Raw genomic sequence first — 15,612 nt, forward strand, 5'->3', positions numbered from 1 at the left:
GGTACTGTAAGTTTTGTTCTGATTTTATATAGGAAAGCGAGCGATAGAAATGGAACAGAAAAAACAGGAGTACCGGATCGAGCACGATTCCATGGGCGAAGTCAAGGTGCCTGCGGATAAATATTGGGCAGCACAGACCGAACGCAGCCATGAGAACTTCCTCATTGGCGTAGGAATCGAAACGATGCCCCGGGAGATTACCCATGCCTTTGGCATCCTGAAAAAGGCTGCCGCTCAGGCCAATCACGCCCTGAAGCCGGAGAAGATGACCGACGAAAAATTGGCGGCGATTTCCCAGGCTTGCGACGAGGTCATCAGCGGCGCTTTGAACGACCACTTCCCTCTGGTCGTCTGGCAGACCGGCAGCGGCACCCAATCCAACATGAACGCCAACGAGGTCATTGCCAACCGCGGCAATGAAATTGCCGGCAAAAAGCTGCTGCATCCCAATGATGACATCAATATGAGCCAGTCTTCCAATGACACTTTCCCCACCGCCATGCATATTTCGGCGGTCCTTACCATTGAAGACAAGCTCTTCCCGGCCATTGACCTGCTGGTTTCCACCTTCCGCCGTTTGGAAGAGGAAAACCGCGGCATTGTCAAAAGCGGCCGCACCCATCTCCAGGACGCCACCCCCATCCAGTTCTCCCAGGAGATCAGCGGCTGGCGCTCCTCTTTGGAAAAGGACAAAAAGATGCTGGAACTGGCCCTGCCCGAACTCAAGGAACTGGCCTTGGGCGGCACGGCTGTTGGCACCGGGCTCAATGCCCCTGCCGGATTTGACGTAAAGGTGGCAGAAGCTGTGTCCGCTCTGACCGGCAAACAGTTTGTCACCGCACCTAACAAGTTCCACGCCCTCACCAGCAAAGACGAGCTGGTCTTTGCCCACGGAGCTCTGAAAGCCCTGGCGGCCGATCTGATGAAGATTGCCAACGACGTGCGCTGGCTGGCCAGCGGACCCAGGGACGGCCTCGGCGAGATTTTCATTCCGGAAAACGAGCCCGGCTCCTCCATCATGCCCGGCAAGGTCAATCCGACCCAGTGTGAAGCTGTCACCATGGTTGCTGTCCAGGTCATGGGCAATGACGTAGCGGTGGGGATGGCCGCCTCCCAGGGTAACTTTGAGCTCAACGTATTCATGCCGGTGTGCATTTATAATTTCCTTCAGTCGGCCAGACTGCTGACGGAGTGCATGGTTTCCTTTAACAACAACTGTGCCGTAGGCATTACCGCCAACCGGGAAAAGATGCATCACAACCTGCATAACTCCCTGATGCTGGTCACCGCTCTGAATCCTTACATCGGCTATGAAAACGCTGCCAAAACGGCGAAGAAAGCCTATAAGGACAACATCTCCCTCAAAGAGGCCTGTGTTGAGCTGGGCTTCCTGACGGCAGAAAAATTTGACGAGGTATTCCATCCGGAAGAGATGGCCTAAACGCCCTCGTCCAGTAAACTTTCACGATAAGGGAAGGGAATCGTATGATATTCAGTTATTATCCTGGCTGCACGTTGAAAAACAAGGCACAGGATTTGGACCGGTATGCCCACCGTTCGGCGGAAGCCCTGGGCTTTACGCTGGAGGAACTGCCGGAGTGGCAGTGCTGCGGCGGCGCCTATTCCATGGCGCAGGACGAGATTGCCAGCAAACTGGCAGCCGTTCGGGCTCTCAATACCGCCAAAGAACAGGGCCGCACCCTGGTCACCCTGTGCTCAGCGTGCCACAACGTGCTCAAACAGGCCAACCATGACATGAAGGAAAACGAAGAGTTTTCCCAGAAGGCCAACAACTATATGCAGCTGGATGAGCCCTATCAAGGGGAAGCCGAGGTGCTTCATTATCTGGAGGTGCTGCGCGATGTGGTCGGCTTTGACAAACTGGCCCAAGCGGTGAAAAATCCGCTGACCGGCAAACGGATCGGCGCCTATTATGGCTGCCTGCTGCTTCGTCCCGGCAAGGTGCTGCAGATGGATAACCCGGAAAACCCAAAGATCATGGAAGATCTTATCCGTGCTTTGGGAGGCGAGCCGGTCATCTATGCCAACCGGAATGAATGCTGCGGCGGCTATGTGACCATGGAGGACAAGGCCCTTGCCAGCAAAAAGAGCACAGCGGTAATGGAAAACGCCGCTGAGATGAAGGCCGACATGCTGATCACCGCATGTCCCCTGTGCCTATACAACCTGACCAAGAATACGCCGGAGCAAAACCGGTTGCCGGTGTTGTACTTCACCGAGCTTTTGGCGGAAGCCTTAGGCGTAAAAGACTGAGAAGGGAGCGCGAAATATGAGCAAATATGATAAAGAACAAGTTCTCCGCTCCAGCGGCGTCAACGTTTTGAAGTGTATGCGCTGCGGCAAATGTTCCGCCACCTGCCCTTCTTACGATGAGATGGAATACCATCCCCATGAGTTTGTCTATATGGTGGAAAAAGGCCAGATCGACAAGCTGATGGCTTCCCCATCCATTTACAAATGTCTTTCCTGCTACGCATGTCTGGAGCGTTGTCCCCGCGGCGTGGAACCCGCTAAGCTTGTGGAAGCGGTACGCCTGCTGGTCATCCGCCAGCAGGGGCAAAACCATTTGAAGGCCGATGATATCCCTGCGCTGCTGGACGAAGATCTGCCGCAGCAGGCCATCGTAACCGCCCTTCGCAAGTACAGCAAATAAGGAGGAAACAAAATGCAAAGAATTGGCGTGTTTGTCTGCTGGTGCGGTAGTAATATTGCCGGCACTGTAGACGTCAACGCGGTTTCAGAGGCCTTGGCTCACGAGCCCGGTGTCGTTTACTCCATCAACTACCAATATATGTGTTCGGAAGCGGGACAGAATCTGGTCAAAGATGCCATCAAGGAGCATCAGCTCACCGGTGTAGTCATCTGCTCCTGCTCCCCCCGTATGCATGAGGCGACCTTCCGGAAGGCGGCAGCCTCTGCCGGACTCAACCCCTATATGGTCGAAATCGCTAACATCCGCGAGCAGTGCTCCTGGATTCATAAAGATATGCCCACCGCAACAGAAAAAGCCATTATCCTAGGCCGTGCAGCCATTGCGAAGGTACAGCTGAACACCCCCCTCATCGCTGGGGAAAGCCCGGTTACCAAGCGTGCGCTGGTCATCGGCGGCGGTATCGCAGGCATCCAGACCGCGCTGGATATCGCCGATGCCGGCTTTGAGGTGGACATTGTAGAGAAACAGCCCACCATCGGCGGCAAGATGACCCAGCTGGATAAAACATTCCCCACCTTGGACTGTGCCGCTTGTATCCTGACCCCCAAAATGGTGGATTGCGCCCAGAACGATAACATCAACATCTACGCCTTCAGCGAGGTGGAAGAGGTCAAGGGCTTTGTGGGCAACTTCACGGTGAAGATCCGGAAGAAAGCCCGGTATGTGGACGAGACCAAGTGCACCGGCTGCGGCCTCTGCACCGAAAAATGTCCTCAGAAACGGGTTCCCAACGAGTTTAACCTGGGAATGGATAACCGCAGGGCTGTCTATATTCCCTTTGCCCAGGCCGTTCCCAAAATTGCCACCATTGACCCTGACTACTGTAACATGCTCAAAAACGGCAAGTGCGGCGTCTGCGCCAAGGTATGTACCGCTGGGGCCATCGACTATAAACAGAAAGATCAGATCGTAGAGCGGGAATACGGCGCCATCGTTGTGGCCACCGGATATAATCCCATCCAGCTGGATCAGTTTGAGGAATATGCCTACTCCCAGAGCAAGGATGTTGTCACCTCCCTGGAGTTTGAGCGTCTGACCAACGCGGCAGGTCCTACCAACGGCACCCTGCTTCGTCCCTCCGACGGCAAGCATCCTCACACCATTGTATTTGTCCAGTGTGTTGGCTCCCGTGACACATCCGGTTGCGGCAAGCCCTACTGCTCCAAGATCTGCTGCATGTACACGGCCAAGCATGCCATGCTGACCCGTGAAAAATACCCGGATACCGATGTCTATGTGTTCTACATTGATGTGCGTACCCCTGGTAAGAACTTTGATGAGTTCTATCGCCGGGCGGTGGAAGAATATGGCGTCCATTACATCAAAGGTATGGTAGGAAAGGTAACGCCCCGTGCCGACGGCAAATTGTCGGTGCAGGCTTCCGACCTGATCTCCAACGAACAGCTTCATATTGACGCCGATATGGTGGTGTTGGCCGCCGCTATTGAGCCCGATAAGAGCGCCCGTTCCCTGGGGACCATGCTCACAGCCAGCATGGATACCAACGACTTCTTTACCGAAGCTCATCCCAAGCTGCGTCCGGTAGAAAGCCCCACCGCTGGTATCTTCCTTTCCGGCACTTGCCAGGGTCCCAAGGATATTCCGGAGACCGTTTCCCAAGCTGGCGCGGCTGCGGCCAAGGTCATCGGACTTCTGGCCAAGAACAAGCTGACCTGCAACCCCTGTGTGGCTCATTCCGACGAATTGATGTGCAATGGCTGCTCGTCCTGCGAAAAGGTTTGCCCCTACGGCGCTATTACCTATTTGGATAAAGAGTTTGTCATGCCCGACCGGACCACGGCAATCCGCCGCGTAGCTTCGGTCAACGAGGCTGTCTGCCAGGGATGCGGCGCTTGTACCGTAGCCTGCCCGTCTGGTGCAATGGATCTGAAAGGCTTCTCGAATAGCCAAATTATGGCGGAGGTGGATGCAATATGCAACATGAAGTAAAAGAATTCAAGCCCAAAATCGTCGCATTTTGCTGCAACTGGTGTTCCTATGCAGGCGCGGACCTGGCGGGAACCAACCGCCTCAACTATCCCGCTGATGTCAAGATCATCCGGGTTCCCTGCTCCTGCCGGGTCAACCCCATGTTTATCCTTCGCGCTTTCCAGCGGGGTGCTGACGGTGTAATCCTCTGCGGTTGCCATCCCGGCGACTGCCATTACACCACCGGCAACTACTATGCCCGCCGCCGCATGACCCTGCTGTTCTCCATGCTGGACTATCTGGGCATTGAGAAAGAGCGCACCCGTGTGGAATGGGTTTCCGCTGCGGAAGGCGCCAAGTTTGCTCAGACTATGAATGAATTTGTTGCCGCCGTGACCAAGCTGGGCGAGAATAAGAGATTGGAGGATCTGAGATGCAAGAAGTAATCATTGCAAAAGCCAAGGAACTGCTCCAGAACTCCACCGTCGACCGTGTGTTGGGCTGGAAAACCGGCGAGTTTGTCTATGACGTAACCCCTGCTGTCTTTGAGAGCGTAGAGGAGATCGACAACGGCTTTGTCGCCAACGATTTCTGCGGAAACAACCTTTCCAAATATCTGATCAAGGAGTCCCGCAAGCCGGGTAAGGTCCTGGTCTTTTTGAAGCCCTGTGATACATACAGCTTTAACCAGCTGATCAAGGAACACCGCATTGTGCAGGAAAATGTGTATGCAGTGGGCATTCCCTGCGACGGAAAAACCGACGGAGAAGCCCTCAAAGCCAAGGGCATCAAAGGCATTCTGGGCATCTCCTCCGAGGGCGACCAGTTTGTGGTAGATACCCTCTACGGTGAGCAAACAGTGGCCAAGAAAGACGTGCTGCCGGAGCGCTGCCTCAACTGCAAGAGCAAAAAACATGTAGCTTACGATGAGCTCATCGGAGAAGATGGTGAGGTACTGGACAGCCATCGCTTCGATATGGTAGCCAAGCTGGAGGCTATGACTCCCGACGAGCGCTTTGAGTTCTGGCGGGGCGAGCTTTCCCGCTGCATCCGCTGCAACGCCTGCCGCAATGTATGTCCCGCCTGCTCCTGTGAAAAATGCGTGTTCGACAACGACGCTTCCGGCATTGCTCAAAAGGCTGCGGCTGATAGCTTTGAAGAAAACATGTTCCACATTATCCGCGCCTTCCATGTGGCAGGCCGCTGCACCGACTGCGGAGAATGTTCCCGTGTCTGCCCTCAGAATATCCCGCTGCACCTGCTCAACCGGAAATTTATCAAGGATATTGACACCTTCTACAGCGATTACCAAGCCGGCGCCGATACCGACAGCCGTGCTCCCCTCACCAATTATACCGAGGGCGATGTAGAGCCCGGCATTGTATATGAAAGGGAGGGAAAATAAGCCATGCTGAAACTTTCCCTTGCAAAATTAGACGACCTGTTTGCCGCTATTTCTGCTGACCGGGCCCTTTACCTGCCGGTGGACGATGCAAGCGGTCAGGCCAAATATCAAAAATGGACCGAGGGCGCAAAACTGAGCCAGGCCCTCAACACCGTGCGCAGCGCCAAAGATTTCTTCTTCCCCCAGACCGAAAACTTAGTTGACTTTAAGGTCAAAGGCAAGGAAATCGAGATCATCGACCCCCGCACAGAGCATGACGATTTTGTCATCTTCGGGGTTCGCGCCTGTGACGCCCGCAGCTTTTCCATCCTGGACAAGGTCTTCTTAGCCGATCCGGTGGACACCTACTACCAGTCCCGTCGGGAACACGGTATTGTGGTCAGCATGGCCTGTACCCGTCCTGAGGAAACCTGCTTCTGCACCAGCTTTGGCATTGATCCCACCCGTCCTGAAGGGGATGTCAGCTGCTGGATGGATGAGGAGAACCTCTACCTCTCCGTTTTGACGGAAAAGGGCCAGCAATTTGTCGATCTGGCTGCCGGCCTGCTGGAAGAAGGCGGCGATGAAGCGGTAGCAAGTCAGCAGGAAGCCACTTCTGCATTGATGAAAAAACTGCCTCTGGCCAGCTTCTCTACCCAGAGCTATGGCGGCGACGTCCTTCTCAAGGTTTTCGATTCTCCCAAGTGGGCCGAGCTTTCAGAAAGCTGCCTGGGCTGCGGTACCTGTACCTTTGTTTGTCCCACCTGCCAGTGTTATGACATCCGGGACTTCAACACCGGAAACGGAATTACCCGCTTCCGCTGCTGGGATTCCTGCATGTATTCCGATTTCACCAAAATGGCCCACGGAAATCCCCGCTTGACCCAGCTGGAACGTTTCCGCCAGCGCTTTATGCATAAGCTGGTCTACTTCCCCGCCAACAATGACGGCGAGTATGGCTGCGTCGGCTGCGGCCGCTGCCTTGCCAAATGCCCGATCTCCATGAATATTGTGAAGGTCGCGAAAACACTGGAGGGAGATACCAAATGAACGCTGAAACTTTAATTCCCAAGATTGGCGTCGTGACCGATATCCGCATCGATACACCTGACGTCAAAACTTTCCGCGTGGTTGGCCTGGACGGCAAAAAGGTCTTTGACCACATGCCCGGCCAATGCGCTATGCTCTCCATCCCTGGGGTAGGCGAAGCAATGTTCTCCATTACCTCTTCCCCTACCAACACGGAATTTATGGAGTTTAGTATTAAAAAATGCGGTTGCCTGACCAATTGGCTCCACGCCATGGACGTTGGCCAACAGATTACCATCCGCGGGCCTTACGGTAACAGCTTCCCGGTAGAAACCGCCCTCAAGGGGAAGGACCTTCTCTTTATCGCCGGCGGTATCGGCTTGGCCCCCCTGCGCTCCGTTATCAACTATGTGCGCGATAACCGTGCCAATTACGGCAGCATTCAGATCGTTTACGGTTCCCGCTCTAAGGATGACCTGGTAGACTATCGGGAAATCCTGGACGAATGGATGGCCGACGAGGGCGTTGAGGTCAACCTGACCATCGACCGTCCCCAAGAAGGCTGGGATGGACATGTGGGATTTGTCCCCAACTATGTCAAAGAGCTCCAGCCGGATCTAAACAAAACGGTGCTCGTGTGCGGTCCTCCGGTAATGATTAAATTTACCCTGCAGGGCCTGAAGGAGCTCGGCTTCCAGGAAACACAGGTATACACCACCATGGAGCTGCGTATGAAGTGCGGCGTTGGCAAGTGTGGTCGCTGCAACATCGGCAGCAAGTATGTGTGCAAAGACGGTCCGGTATTCCGCTTTGACCAGCTGGACGAGCTTCCCAACGAGTATTAAAAAGGAGAGTAGCGCAATGGAAACAATGGTTCATATTTTTCTCATGGGAAAACAATATGAAGTTCCCTCCAATCTGACCATTATGAAAGCGATGGAATACGCAGGCTACCAGCTGATCCGCGGATGTGGATGCCGCAACGGCTTCTGCGGCGCCTGCGCCACCATCTACCGTATTAAGGGCGACCGGGAGCTGAAAGCCTGTCTGGCCTGCCAGACCAAGGTAGAAGATAACATGTATGTCGCTACCCTGCCCTTCTTCCCCCTGGTCAAGCAGGTGTACGATATCGAAAAGGTATCTCCCACCCAGCAGATTATGATGCAGCTGTATCCTGAAATCTATGCGTGTATCGGCTGCAACGCCTGCACCAAGAGCTGCACCCAGGATCTTAACGTTATGCAGTATATCGCCTATGCCCAGCGCGGCGACTTTGAAAAATGCGCTGAGGAGTCCTTTGACTGCGTCATGTGCGGTGTCTGCTCCTCCCGCTGTCCGGCCGGAATCTCCCATCCGCAGGTAGCCATGCTGGCCCGCCGTCTCAACGGTAAATACCTGGCTCCCAAGTCGGAGCATCTGGAAAACCGGGTCCGCGAGATCAAAAACGGCGACTTCAAAGAGCTGCTGGAAGGCTTGATGCAGAAGCCGTTGGAAGAAATGCAGGAACTTTACAACCACAGAGATATCGAGAAATAAGGAGGGCCAGTTCATGTATACAAAAGAAATGCTGGAATCCATGAAAAAGGTGGAGGCCAACCGCGAGGCCAACGCTGTGCTGGAGCCCAGAAGAATGACCGCGGAAGAAAAGGACACCCTCCTGAAAACCTATCATCCCGACTACAGACAGGAAGAGTTTGATGTCCTGGCCATCGGCCCCAATAAAGGGGAAAAGGTGCCTAAGGAACTGGCTGCCCTGCTGCAGGCCAACAGCCGAATCCAGCCGGATCAAATTGATCTAAGCCATGTGGATTACGACGTGGATGTGCTGATCATCGGCGGCGGCGGCGCCGGCGCATCTGCTGCCATCGAGGCTGACAACGCCGGCGCAAAGGCGATGATTGTCACCAAGCTGCGGATCGGCGACGCCAACACCATGATGGCAGAAGGCGGCATCCAGGCGGCTGATAAGCCCAATGACAGCCCGGCTGTCCACTATCTTGACGCATTCGGCGGCGGCCATTTTGCCGCTAAACCGGAACTGCTCTATAAACTGGTCACCGAAGCACCTGAGGCTATCCAGTGGCTCAATGACCTGGGTGTGGAATTTGACAAAGCACCTGACGGCACCATGATTACCACCCACGGCGGCGGCACTTCCCGCAAGAGGATGCATGCAGCTAAGGACTATTCCGGTGCAGAAATCATGCGTACCCTCCGGGATGAAGTGCTCAACCGTGAGATCCCTGTTGTGGACTTTACCGCTGCCATCGAGCTGATCCTGGATGAAAACGGTAAAGCGGCTGGCGCTGTTCTGCTGAACATGGAAACGCAGGAGATCCTGATCGCCCGGGCAAAGACAGTGGTCATTGCCACCGGCGGCGCTGGACGCCTGCATTACCAGGGCTTCCCCACCTCCAACCACTATGGTGCAACCGCTGACGGTCTGGTACTGGCCTATCGTGCCGGAGCCAAACTGCTGTATCCGGATACCCTGCAGTATCATCCCACCGGCGCGGCCTATCCGGAGCAGATCTTCGGCGCTCTGGTTACGGAAAAGGTGCGTTCCCTGGGAGCGAAACTCATCAACGTAGACGGTGAGGTCTTTATGCATCCCCTGGAAACCCGCGATGTTTCCGCGGCTTCCATCATCCGTGAATGCTCTGACCGCGGCAAAGGTGTTGCCACACCGGAAGGTACCGGCGTATGGCTGGATACTCCTATGATCGAGCTCAAAGGCGGCGAAGGCACCATCGAAAAACGCATTCCGGCTATGATGCGTATGTTTGCAAAATACGATATTGATATCCGCAAAGAGCCTATTCTGGTTTACCCCACCCTGCACTATCAAAACGGCGGTATCGATATCTCCAGCAACGGCCAGAGCAGTATCGAAAACCTGTTTGTGGCAGGCGAGGCTGTCGGCGGTATCCATGGCCGCAACCGGCTGATGGGCAATTCCCTGCTGGACATCATTGTATTCGGCCGTAACGCAGGCCGCAACGCTTCTGCCAAAGCGAAAGAAACCACGGTAGGCGCCTTGACCCTGGCCCACGTGGACGCTTACGCCAAGGAAATGAAGGAAGCTGGTATTACCAGCGATATGGTCTCTCCGAAACTCCTGCCGGATTATCGGAGAAATAAATAATTTAACTACTGGGAGGAAGCAGTTATGCCTTCTGTTGCAGAAATTTTTGAAACGATTATGATTATCAGCTTTGGAATTTCCTGGCCTCTGTCCATTGTCCGTTCGGTCCGTTCCAAATCTACCAAGGGTAAAAGTTTGCTCTTTATGTGTTTTATCGCCTTCGGTTACGTTTGCGGCATTATCGCCAAGTGCATGACCCAGACCTACAACCTGGCGTTCTGGTTCTATTTCCCCAACGTCATCCTGGTCTGCACCGATATCGGCTTGTACTTCCGCAACCGGGCCATTGAACGCCGTGAGGAAAAACACTAATTTTCTTTTAGGGGAGGCACTATCCTAATGACAGTTACAGTATGCTTAGGAAGCGCTTGTCACGTAAAAGGTTCCCATTATGTATTGGAGACGTTGCAGCGCTTGGTCAAAGAAAATCATCTGGAGGACCAGGTCCATATGGCTGGGACCTTCTGCACAGGGAATTGCCAGAAAGGTGTCTGCGTCACCATTGACGACACCCTCTTCTCCTTTTCCCCGGATACCACAGAAGAGCTTTTTAAAAAAGAAATCCTTTCCAAGTTGAAGTAACACAACGAGGAAATGCCGTCTCGCCCAGGGATGGATGGTAGAGGTAAGGCGGCAAGCGTTTTGGCCATATGTGCTTTATTGTGTCATACGCCATTAGACAATCACAAAAAAGCCTGGAGAAATCGTAATGATTTCTCCAGGCTTTTGTTCTATAAGAATCCTTATTCAAAGTCCCAGTTCCTCTAAGGCATAGTAGATGCCATCGTGATCGTTGTCCTTCGTAACCCGTCCGACCTTTTTCCGGATATCCTCCGGGGCATTTCCCATGGCGGTGCCGTAACCGGCGGCCTCCAGCATCTCCAGGTCATTGTAGTTGTCCCCGAAAGCGATGGCCTCCCGAATGTCTACCCCCCAGAAACCGCAGAGCCAGCGGACGGCCTTGGCCTTGTTGACCCCTCCGGCCATGACCTCCAGAAGGATGTCGGAGGATTTGACAATGGAAAGCTCCGGGAAGGCCTTTTTGAGCTGCTGCTCAATCCCCAGGATCTTCCCTGGCCCGCACATGCACAGGATTTTGTGTACCATAGCGTCCTTGGGTAGGGAGTCCATGGTTCCCTCCCTGGCCTGGGCCTTTACCGCGTCCTCCTCCGTTTTTACCCGGGGGTCGTCCTTGACCTTGACAATCCAGTCATCCACCGAGTAGACACCCCAGCTTGCATCCAGCCTGTGGCCCTCTATGTAGTCTAGGACGGCTTTTGCCTGGCCATAGGTCATGGCATGCTGATGGAGAGGTTTCCGTTCCTCATCCAAAATCAGCGCCCCACTGTAGGCAATAATGGGGCTGCGAAAATCATTTTCTTCCAGGATGTGATAGATACCAGATGGGCTCCTAGCCGAAACAATGACGAAGGGAATCTTCCGCTCTTTCAGCCTCCCGATGGCCTTTCGGGTCAGCTGGGTCAGTTCGTTCTCCGTATTCAGCAAAGTCCCATCCACATCAGAAAAAACAACCTTGTATTGGGTCACTAAGTTCCCGCCTTTCCGCTTTTTAATGGACGGGGATTCCGTCACCTCTAGAATACCACACCTGCCCGCAAAATAACATTGGCAAAAGAAGAAAATTCTCCGGTGCGGATGGCAAATTTCACATTCTGGCTCATGGCCTTTAGTTCCTCGTGAGGCATAGTGTCATAGGAAAGTCCCGAAAGGGTATTTTGCAGCAGGGACCAGATAGCGGGATTTGCCCCCTGGGTTTCCTCCGCGACAAAGTAATGCTCAGCGCACATTTCTTCCATGACAGCTTCAAACACCTGGGCAAAGGTGGGAACCCCCCTGGTCACCGCCAAATCCACAATGGGCACCCCCTTGGGGATGGGCATCCCGGCGTCGCCGATCATCACAAGGTCCTTGTGCCCCAGCGCCGCAATCATACCAGACAGCTGGCTGTTGAGTATACCTGTTTTTTTCATCTGTATGACCCCTCTCTTTTCTGACAGTAATACATGGGGGCCGCAGACAGCGGCCCCGCTTTATTCAAGCTATTTGGTTTTTCTTTTCCGGCGGGCGGTTATTTCGTCAGGACGACAGAAAGGGCTTTGTCCCAGCCGGCCCGCTTTTTCGCCCGGGTGGCGGCATCCATTTGCGGCAGGTAATCCTGCCGGGTCATCCGCTCGAAAACCTCCTTGGTGTAGACGCCCAAAGCGAGGCCGGCGGTATAAGCCGCACCTACACCGGAAAGTTCCTCTACACTGGCCACCCGCACCGGGATGCCTAAAATGTCGCTTTGAAACTGCATGAGATAACGATCCCGGGAAGCTCCGCCATCCACCCGAAGGGAATCAATGGAGATGCCGGATTCCCGGCTCATGATACCGATAATATCCGCGATCTGATAGACAATGCAGTCCTCGGCAGCCCGGACAATCTCGTTTTTGCCGGTAGTCCGGGTCATGCCATAGATCACCGCTTTGGCGTCCGAGTCCCAATAGGGAGCGCCCAAGCCGGTGAAGGCGGGAACCAGGTAGGTTTCATCCTCCTCGTTGGCGGCCATGGCGGTTTTCGACGCCTCCTTGGGGGAGGAAAGGAGCCCTAGGTCCTCCACAATCCACTTCATCACAGCGCCAGTGTAGTTGATATTTCCTTCCAACACATATTCCACCCGGCCGTCCATCCCCCAGGCGATGGAGGTCACCACCCCGCTGGCGCTGAGCATAGGCGTCTCGCCGATGTTCATCATCACCGAGGATCCTGTGCCGTAGGTTGTCTTAATCATGCCCTTTTGCAGGCAGCCCTGGCCAAACAGGGCCCCATGGGAATCCCCGATGACCCCGTGGATGGGGATGGGATGGGGCAGGAAGCCCTCAAAATCCGTCTCTCCATAATTTGCGTTGGTGTCGCAGACCTGGGCAAGACATGCCGTGTCAATGCCAAAGAGGGAGCAAATATGCTTATCCCAGGTGAGGTCAAAGATGTTAAACATCTGGGTGCGGGAGGCGTTGGAATAATCGGTTTTAAAGGATTTCCCGCCGGTGAGCCGAAAAACCTCCCAGCTATCCATGGTGCCCATACACAGCTCCCCTGCCTGGGCTTTTTCCTTGACACCGGGGACATTCTGCAGAATCCAAGCCAGCTTTGCCGCTGAAAAATAGGGGGAAAGATTGAGCCCTGTGGCCTTTCTGATCTCCTCGGCATGGCCTGCTTTCTCAATCTCTTTGCAGATGGCCTCTCCCCGGGCGCACTGCCAAACAATGGCGTTGTAAACTGGTTTTCCCGTGCCGCGGTCCCAGGCCATAGCGGTTTCCCGCTGATTGCTGATGCCGACCCCTACAATAAGGCTTTTATCAATCCCTGCCTTTTCTACCACTGCCTTCACCGCCTCCACGGTGTTGCGGTAGATTTCTTCGGGATCGTGTTCCACCCAGCCCTTTTCATCAATGATCTGGCGGTGGCTTTTATCGCTGCGGCAGATCAGGTCCCCCTTGTTGTCAAAGAGCAGCGCCTTGGTCCCAGCCGTGCTCTGGTCAATAGAAAGGATATACTTTTCCTGCATCGCGTCATCCTTCTTTCTGTCTCTATTGGGTCTTTCACCTTCAAATAGCGGCTATTTCTCCATCAGCTTCCGCGCTGTTTTGGCAATTCCTTCTTTGTCCAGGCCATAGTAGCCGAAAACCTCCGCTGAGTTTCCTGCAATAGCCGGCTCGTCAGGCAGCGCCATATTGATAACCTTTTTGGGGCAGTGTTCCGATACGATCTGGCAGACCATAGAGCCCAGCCCTCCGAAAATGCTGTGCTCCTCCACCGTAATGATGGCCTGGGTCTCCTCTGCCGCCTGGATTACCGCCTCTTTATCGATGGGTTTTACGCTGTACATATCCAGTACCCGGCAGCTGATGCCCTCTGCCTCCAGCATTTTTGCCGCGTCCAGAGAAGGCTTCACCATTTCACCGGTGGCGATGATCGCGATGTCATTGCCCTCATGGACACAGGTGGCTTTATCCATCACAAAGGGGACGTTGCCCTCTTCGTAGACATCCTCTACCGCGTTTCTTCCCACCCGGATATAGGCAGGCTTATTGTCTTTGAGCAGCTCCTTGATGAGGATCTCGGTTTGCAGCCGGTCGCTGGGCAGATAGACCCGCATATTGGGCACTGCCGCCAAAGCCGCGATATCTTGGGCGGAGTGATGGGTCATGCCGAGAGAACCATAGCTGATGCCGCCGCTGATGCCGATGAGCTTGACATTGGTATTGGAATAGGCCACATCCACCTTGCACTGCTCAAAGCTGCGGGTGGAAAGGAAGCAGGCCGGAGAGGCCGCAAAGGCTTTCTTTCCGCAGGAGGCCAGGCCTGACGCCATAGAGACCAGATTCTGCTCGGCAATGCCGGTCTCCACAAACTGGTCGGGATGGGCATTGGCAAAGTTTGTCAGGGAGGCGGAACCTCTGGAATCACTGCAAAGAACCACAATATCCTTATCTGTGTTGGCCGCTTCCACCAACACGTCACAAATCACCTGTTTGTTTGCAATCTTGCTCATAGCGCCTGTGCCCTCCTTGCCTGTAACTCTTTCTTCGCCGCCGCATATTCCTCCGCGTTCGGCACCTTATGATGCCAGGGTGCTTTGTTTTCCATAAAGGAGACACCATAGCCTTTGGTGGTCTCCGCAATGATGACGGTGGGTTTTCCCTTGGTCGCCTTGGCTTCGGTTAGGGCTTTATCCAGGGAGTCGATGTCGTTGCCGTCACAGACAATGGCGTGCCATCCGAAGGATTCCCACCGGGTTTTCTGGTCGTCCTGGGTCATGACATCCTCCGTACATCCCGAAATTTGCAGACGGTTGCGGTCCACAATGGCCGTCAGGTTATCCAGCTTGTAGTGGCCGCCGGCCATGGCGCCTTCCCAGACGGAGCCTTCCGCCAGCTCGCCGTCTCCCATGACAGTGTAGACCCGGTAGTCCCGTTTGTCCATCTTGGCGGCCAGGGCCATCCCGACGCAAACCGGCAGCCCGTGGCCCAGAGAGCCGGAGCACATCTCAATGCCGTTAATCTTGTTGTTGGGGTGACCGATATATTTGGTTTTAAACTGAGATACCGTTTCTAGGTCGGAGTAAGGGAAGAATCCCCGCTCGGCGAGGACACAATAAAGAGCTTCCACCGAGTGACCCTTGGAAAGGACAAAACGATCCCGATCTGGGTCGTTTACCTTCTCCGGCCCTACATTCATGTGCTTAAAATAAAGGGCTACCAGGATGTCGGTGACGCTCATGTCTCCTCCGATGTGTCCCGCTTTGGCCCGATAGATCACGTCCAGCACATGCTCCCTGATCTCAAAGGACTTAGCTTTTAAATTTTCCATCTCCATTGCTCCTTT

The 15,612-nt window shown here is 54.3% G+C and carries 17 protein-coding genes; 12 read left to right on the top strand and 5 right to left on the bottom strand.

All coding sequences use genetic code 11. The annotated features are described in order from the left end of the window. Positions 1–49: 49 nt before the first annotated feature. The 12 genes from fumC to WGC32_RS02455 are packed head-to-tail and all read left to right on the top strand — an operon-like array spanning position 50 to position 10,803. Positions 50–1,441, top strand: coding sequence for a class II fumarate hydratase (fumC, locus tag WGC32_RS02400; protein ID WP_342680554.1), 1,392 nt, complete (start codon positions 50–52; stop codon positions 1,439–1,441). A gap of 44 nt (positions 1,442–1,485) precedes the next feature. Beyond that, positions 1,486–2,274, top strand: coding sequence for a CoB--CoM heterodisulfide reductase iron-sulfur subunit B family protein (locus WGC32_RS02405; RefSeq protein ID WP_342680555.1), 789 nt, complete (start codon positions 1,486–1,488; stop codon positions 2,272–2,274). Positions 2,275–2,290: 16 nt separating this feature from the next. After that, positions 2,291–2,674, top strand: coding sequence for a 4Fe-4S dicluster domain-containing protein (locus tag WGC32_RS02410; protein WP_342680556.1), 384 nt, complete (start codon positions 2,291–2,293; stop codon positions 2,672–2,674). A gap of 12 nt (positions 2,675–2,686) precedes the next feature. Beyond that, entirely contained in the window at positions 2,687–4,684 is a 1,998-nt protein-coding gene (locus WGC32_RS02415; RefSeq protein ID WP_191481900.1) for a 4Fe-4S binding protein, read from the top strand. After that, positions 4,669–5,109 (top strand): hydrogenase iron-sulfur subunit, encoded by a 441-nt coding sequence (locus tag WGC32_RS02420; RefSeq protein ID WP_191481901.1) that lies wholly within the window; start codon positions 4,669–4,671, stop codon positions 5,107–5,109. The genes WGC32_RS02415 and WGC32_RS02420 overlap by 16 nt, the downstream gene beginning before the upstream one ends. Beyond that, a complete protein-coding gene (locus WGC32_RS02425; protein ID WP_342680557.1) occupies positions 5,097–6,068 on the top strand; it encodes a 4Fe-4S dicluster domain-containing protein in 972 nt (323 codons plus the stop codon). Before WGC32_RS02420 ends, WGC32_RS02425 begins: the two co-directional genes overlap by 13 nt. A gap of 3 nt (positions 6,069–6,071) precedes the next feature. After that, positions 6,072–7,097, top strand: a complete 1,026-nt coding sequence (locus tag WGC32_RS02430; RefSeq protein ID WP_191481903.1) for a 4Fe-4S dicluster domain-containing protein — start codon at positions 6,072–6,074, stop codon at positions 7,095–7,097. Further along, positions 7,094–7,921, top strand: coding sequence for an FAD/NAD(P)-binding protein (locus tag WGC32_RS02435; protein WP_342680558.1), 828 nt, complete (start codon positions 7,094–7,096; stop codon positions 7,919–7,921). Before WGC32_RS02430 ends, WGC32_RS02435 begins: the two co-directional genes overlap by 4 nt. Before the next feature lie 16 nt (positions 7,922–7,937). Next, on the top strand, positions 7,938–8,612 hold the full coding sequence (locus WGC32_RS02440; RefSeq protein WP_191481905.1) for a 4Fe-4S dicluster domain-containing protein: 675 nt from the start codon (positions 7,938–7,940) through the stop codon (positions 8,610–8,612). 13 nt (positions 8,613–8,625) lie between these two features. Then, the gene (locus tag WGC32_RS02445) at positions 8,626–10,221 is read left to right on the top strand and encodes an FAD-dependent oxidoreductase (protein ID WP_191481906.1); all 1,596 of its coding nucleotides are present in this window, start codon (positions 8,626–8,628) and stop codon (positions 10,219–10,221) included. A 24-nt stretch (positions 10,222–10,245) separates the two neighbouring features. Next, positions 10,246–10,533 carry a hypothetical protein gene (locus tag WGC32_RS02450; RefSeq protein WP_224771561.1) on the top strand — a complete coding sequence of 96 codons (288 nt, stop codon included), beginning with the start codon at positions 10,246–10,248 and terminating at the stop codon, positions 10,531–10,533. Between the two features lie 27 nt (positions 10,534–10,560). Then, entirely contained in the window at positions 10,561–10,803 is a 243-nt protein-coding gene (locus tag WGC32_RS02455) for an NAD(P)H-dependent oxidoreductase subunit E (RefSeq protein ID WP_191481907.1), read from the top strand. Positions 10,804–10,968: 165 nt separating this feature from the next. On the opposite strand, the gene WGC32_RS02460 is transcribed toward WGC32_RS02455, so the two are convergent. The 5 genes from WGC32_RS02460 to WGC32_RS02480 all read right to left on the bottom strand — a co-directional run bounded on the left by WGC32_RS02460 (position 10,969) and on the right by WGC32_RS02480 (position 15,597). Further along, on the bottom strand, positions 10,969–11,769 hold the full coding sequence (locus WGC32_RS02460; protein ID WP_342680559.1) for a Cof-type HAD-IIB family hydrolase: 801 nt from the start codon (positions 11,767–11,769) through the stop codon (positions 10,969–10,971). Between the two features lie 47 nt (positions 11,770–11,816). Continuing rightward, positions 11,817–12,212, bottom strand: coding sequence for a D-ribose pyranase (gene rbsD, locus WGC32_RS02465; protein ID WP_191509799.1), 396 nt, complete (start codon positions 12,210–12,212; stop codon positions 11,817–11,819). Between the two features lie 98 nt (positions 12,213–12,310). Beyond that, on the bottom strand, positions 12,311–13,792 hold the full coding sequence (locus WGC32_RS02470; RefSeq protein WP_191481910.1) for a glycerol kinase GlpK: 1,482 nt from the start codon (positions 13,790–13,792) through the stop codon (positions 12,311–12,313). 51 nt (positions 13,793–13,843) lie between these two features. Next, entirely contained in the window at positions 13,844–14,779 is a 936-nt protein-coding gene (locus WGC32_RS02475; protein ID WP_342680560.1) for a transketolase family protein, read from the bottom strand. Then, positions 14,776–15,597 (bottom strand): transketolase, encoded by an 822-nt coding sequence (locus WGC32_RS02480; RefSeq protein ID WP_342680561.1) that lies wholly within the window; start codon positions 15,595–15,597, stop codon positions 14,776–14,778. The genes WGC32_RS02475 and WGC32_RS02480 overlap by 4 nt, the downstream gene beginning before the upstream one ends. Between the last annotated feature and the right edge of the window lie 15 nt (positions 15,598–15,612).

It is taken from the genome of Zongyangia acetica, assembly GCF_038739695.1.
GTDB lineage: Bacteria > Bacillota > Clostridia > Oscillospirales > Ruminococcaceae > Zongyangia > Zongyangia gallinarum.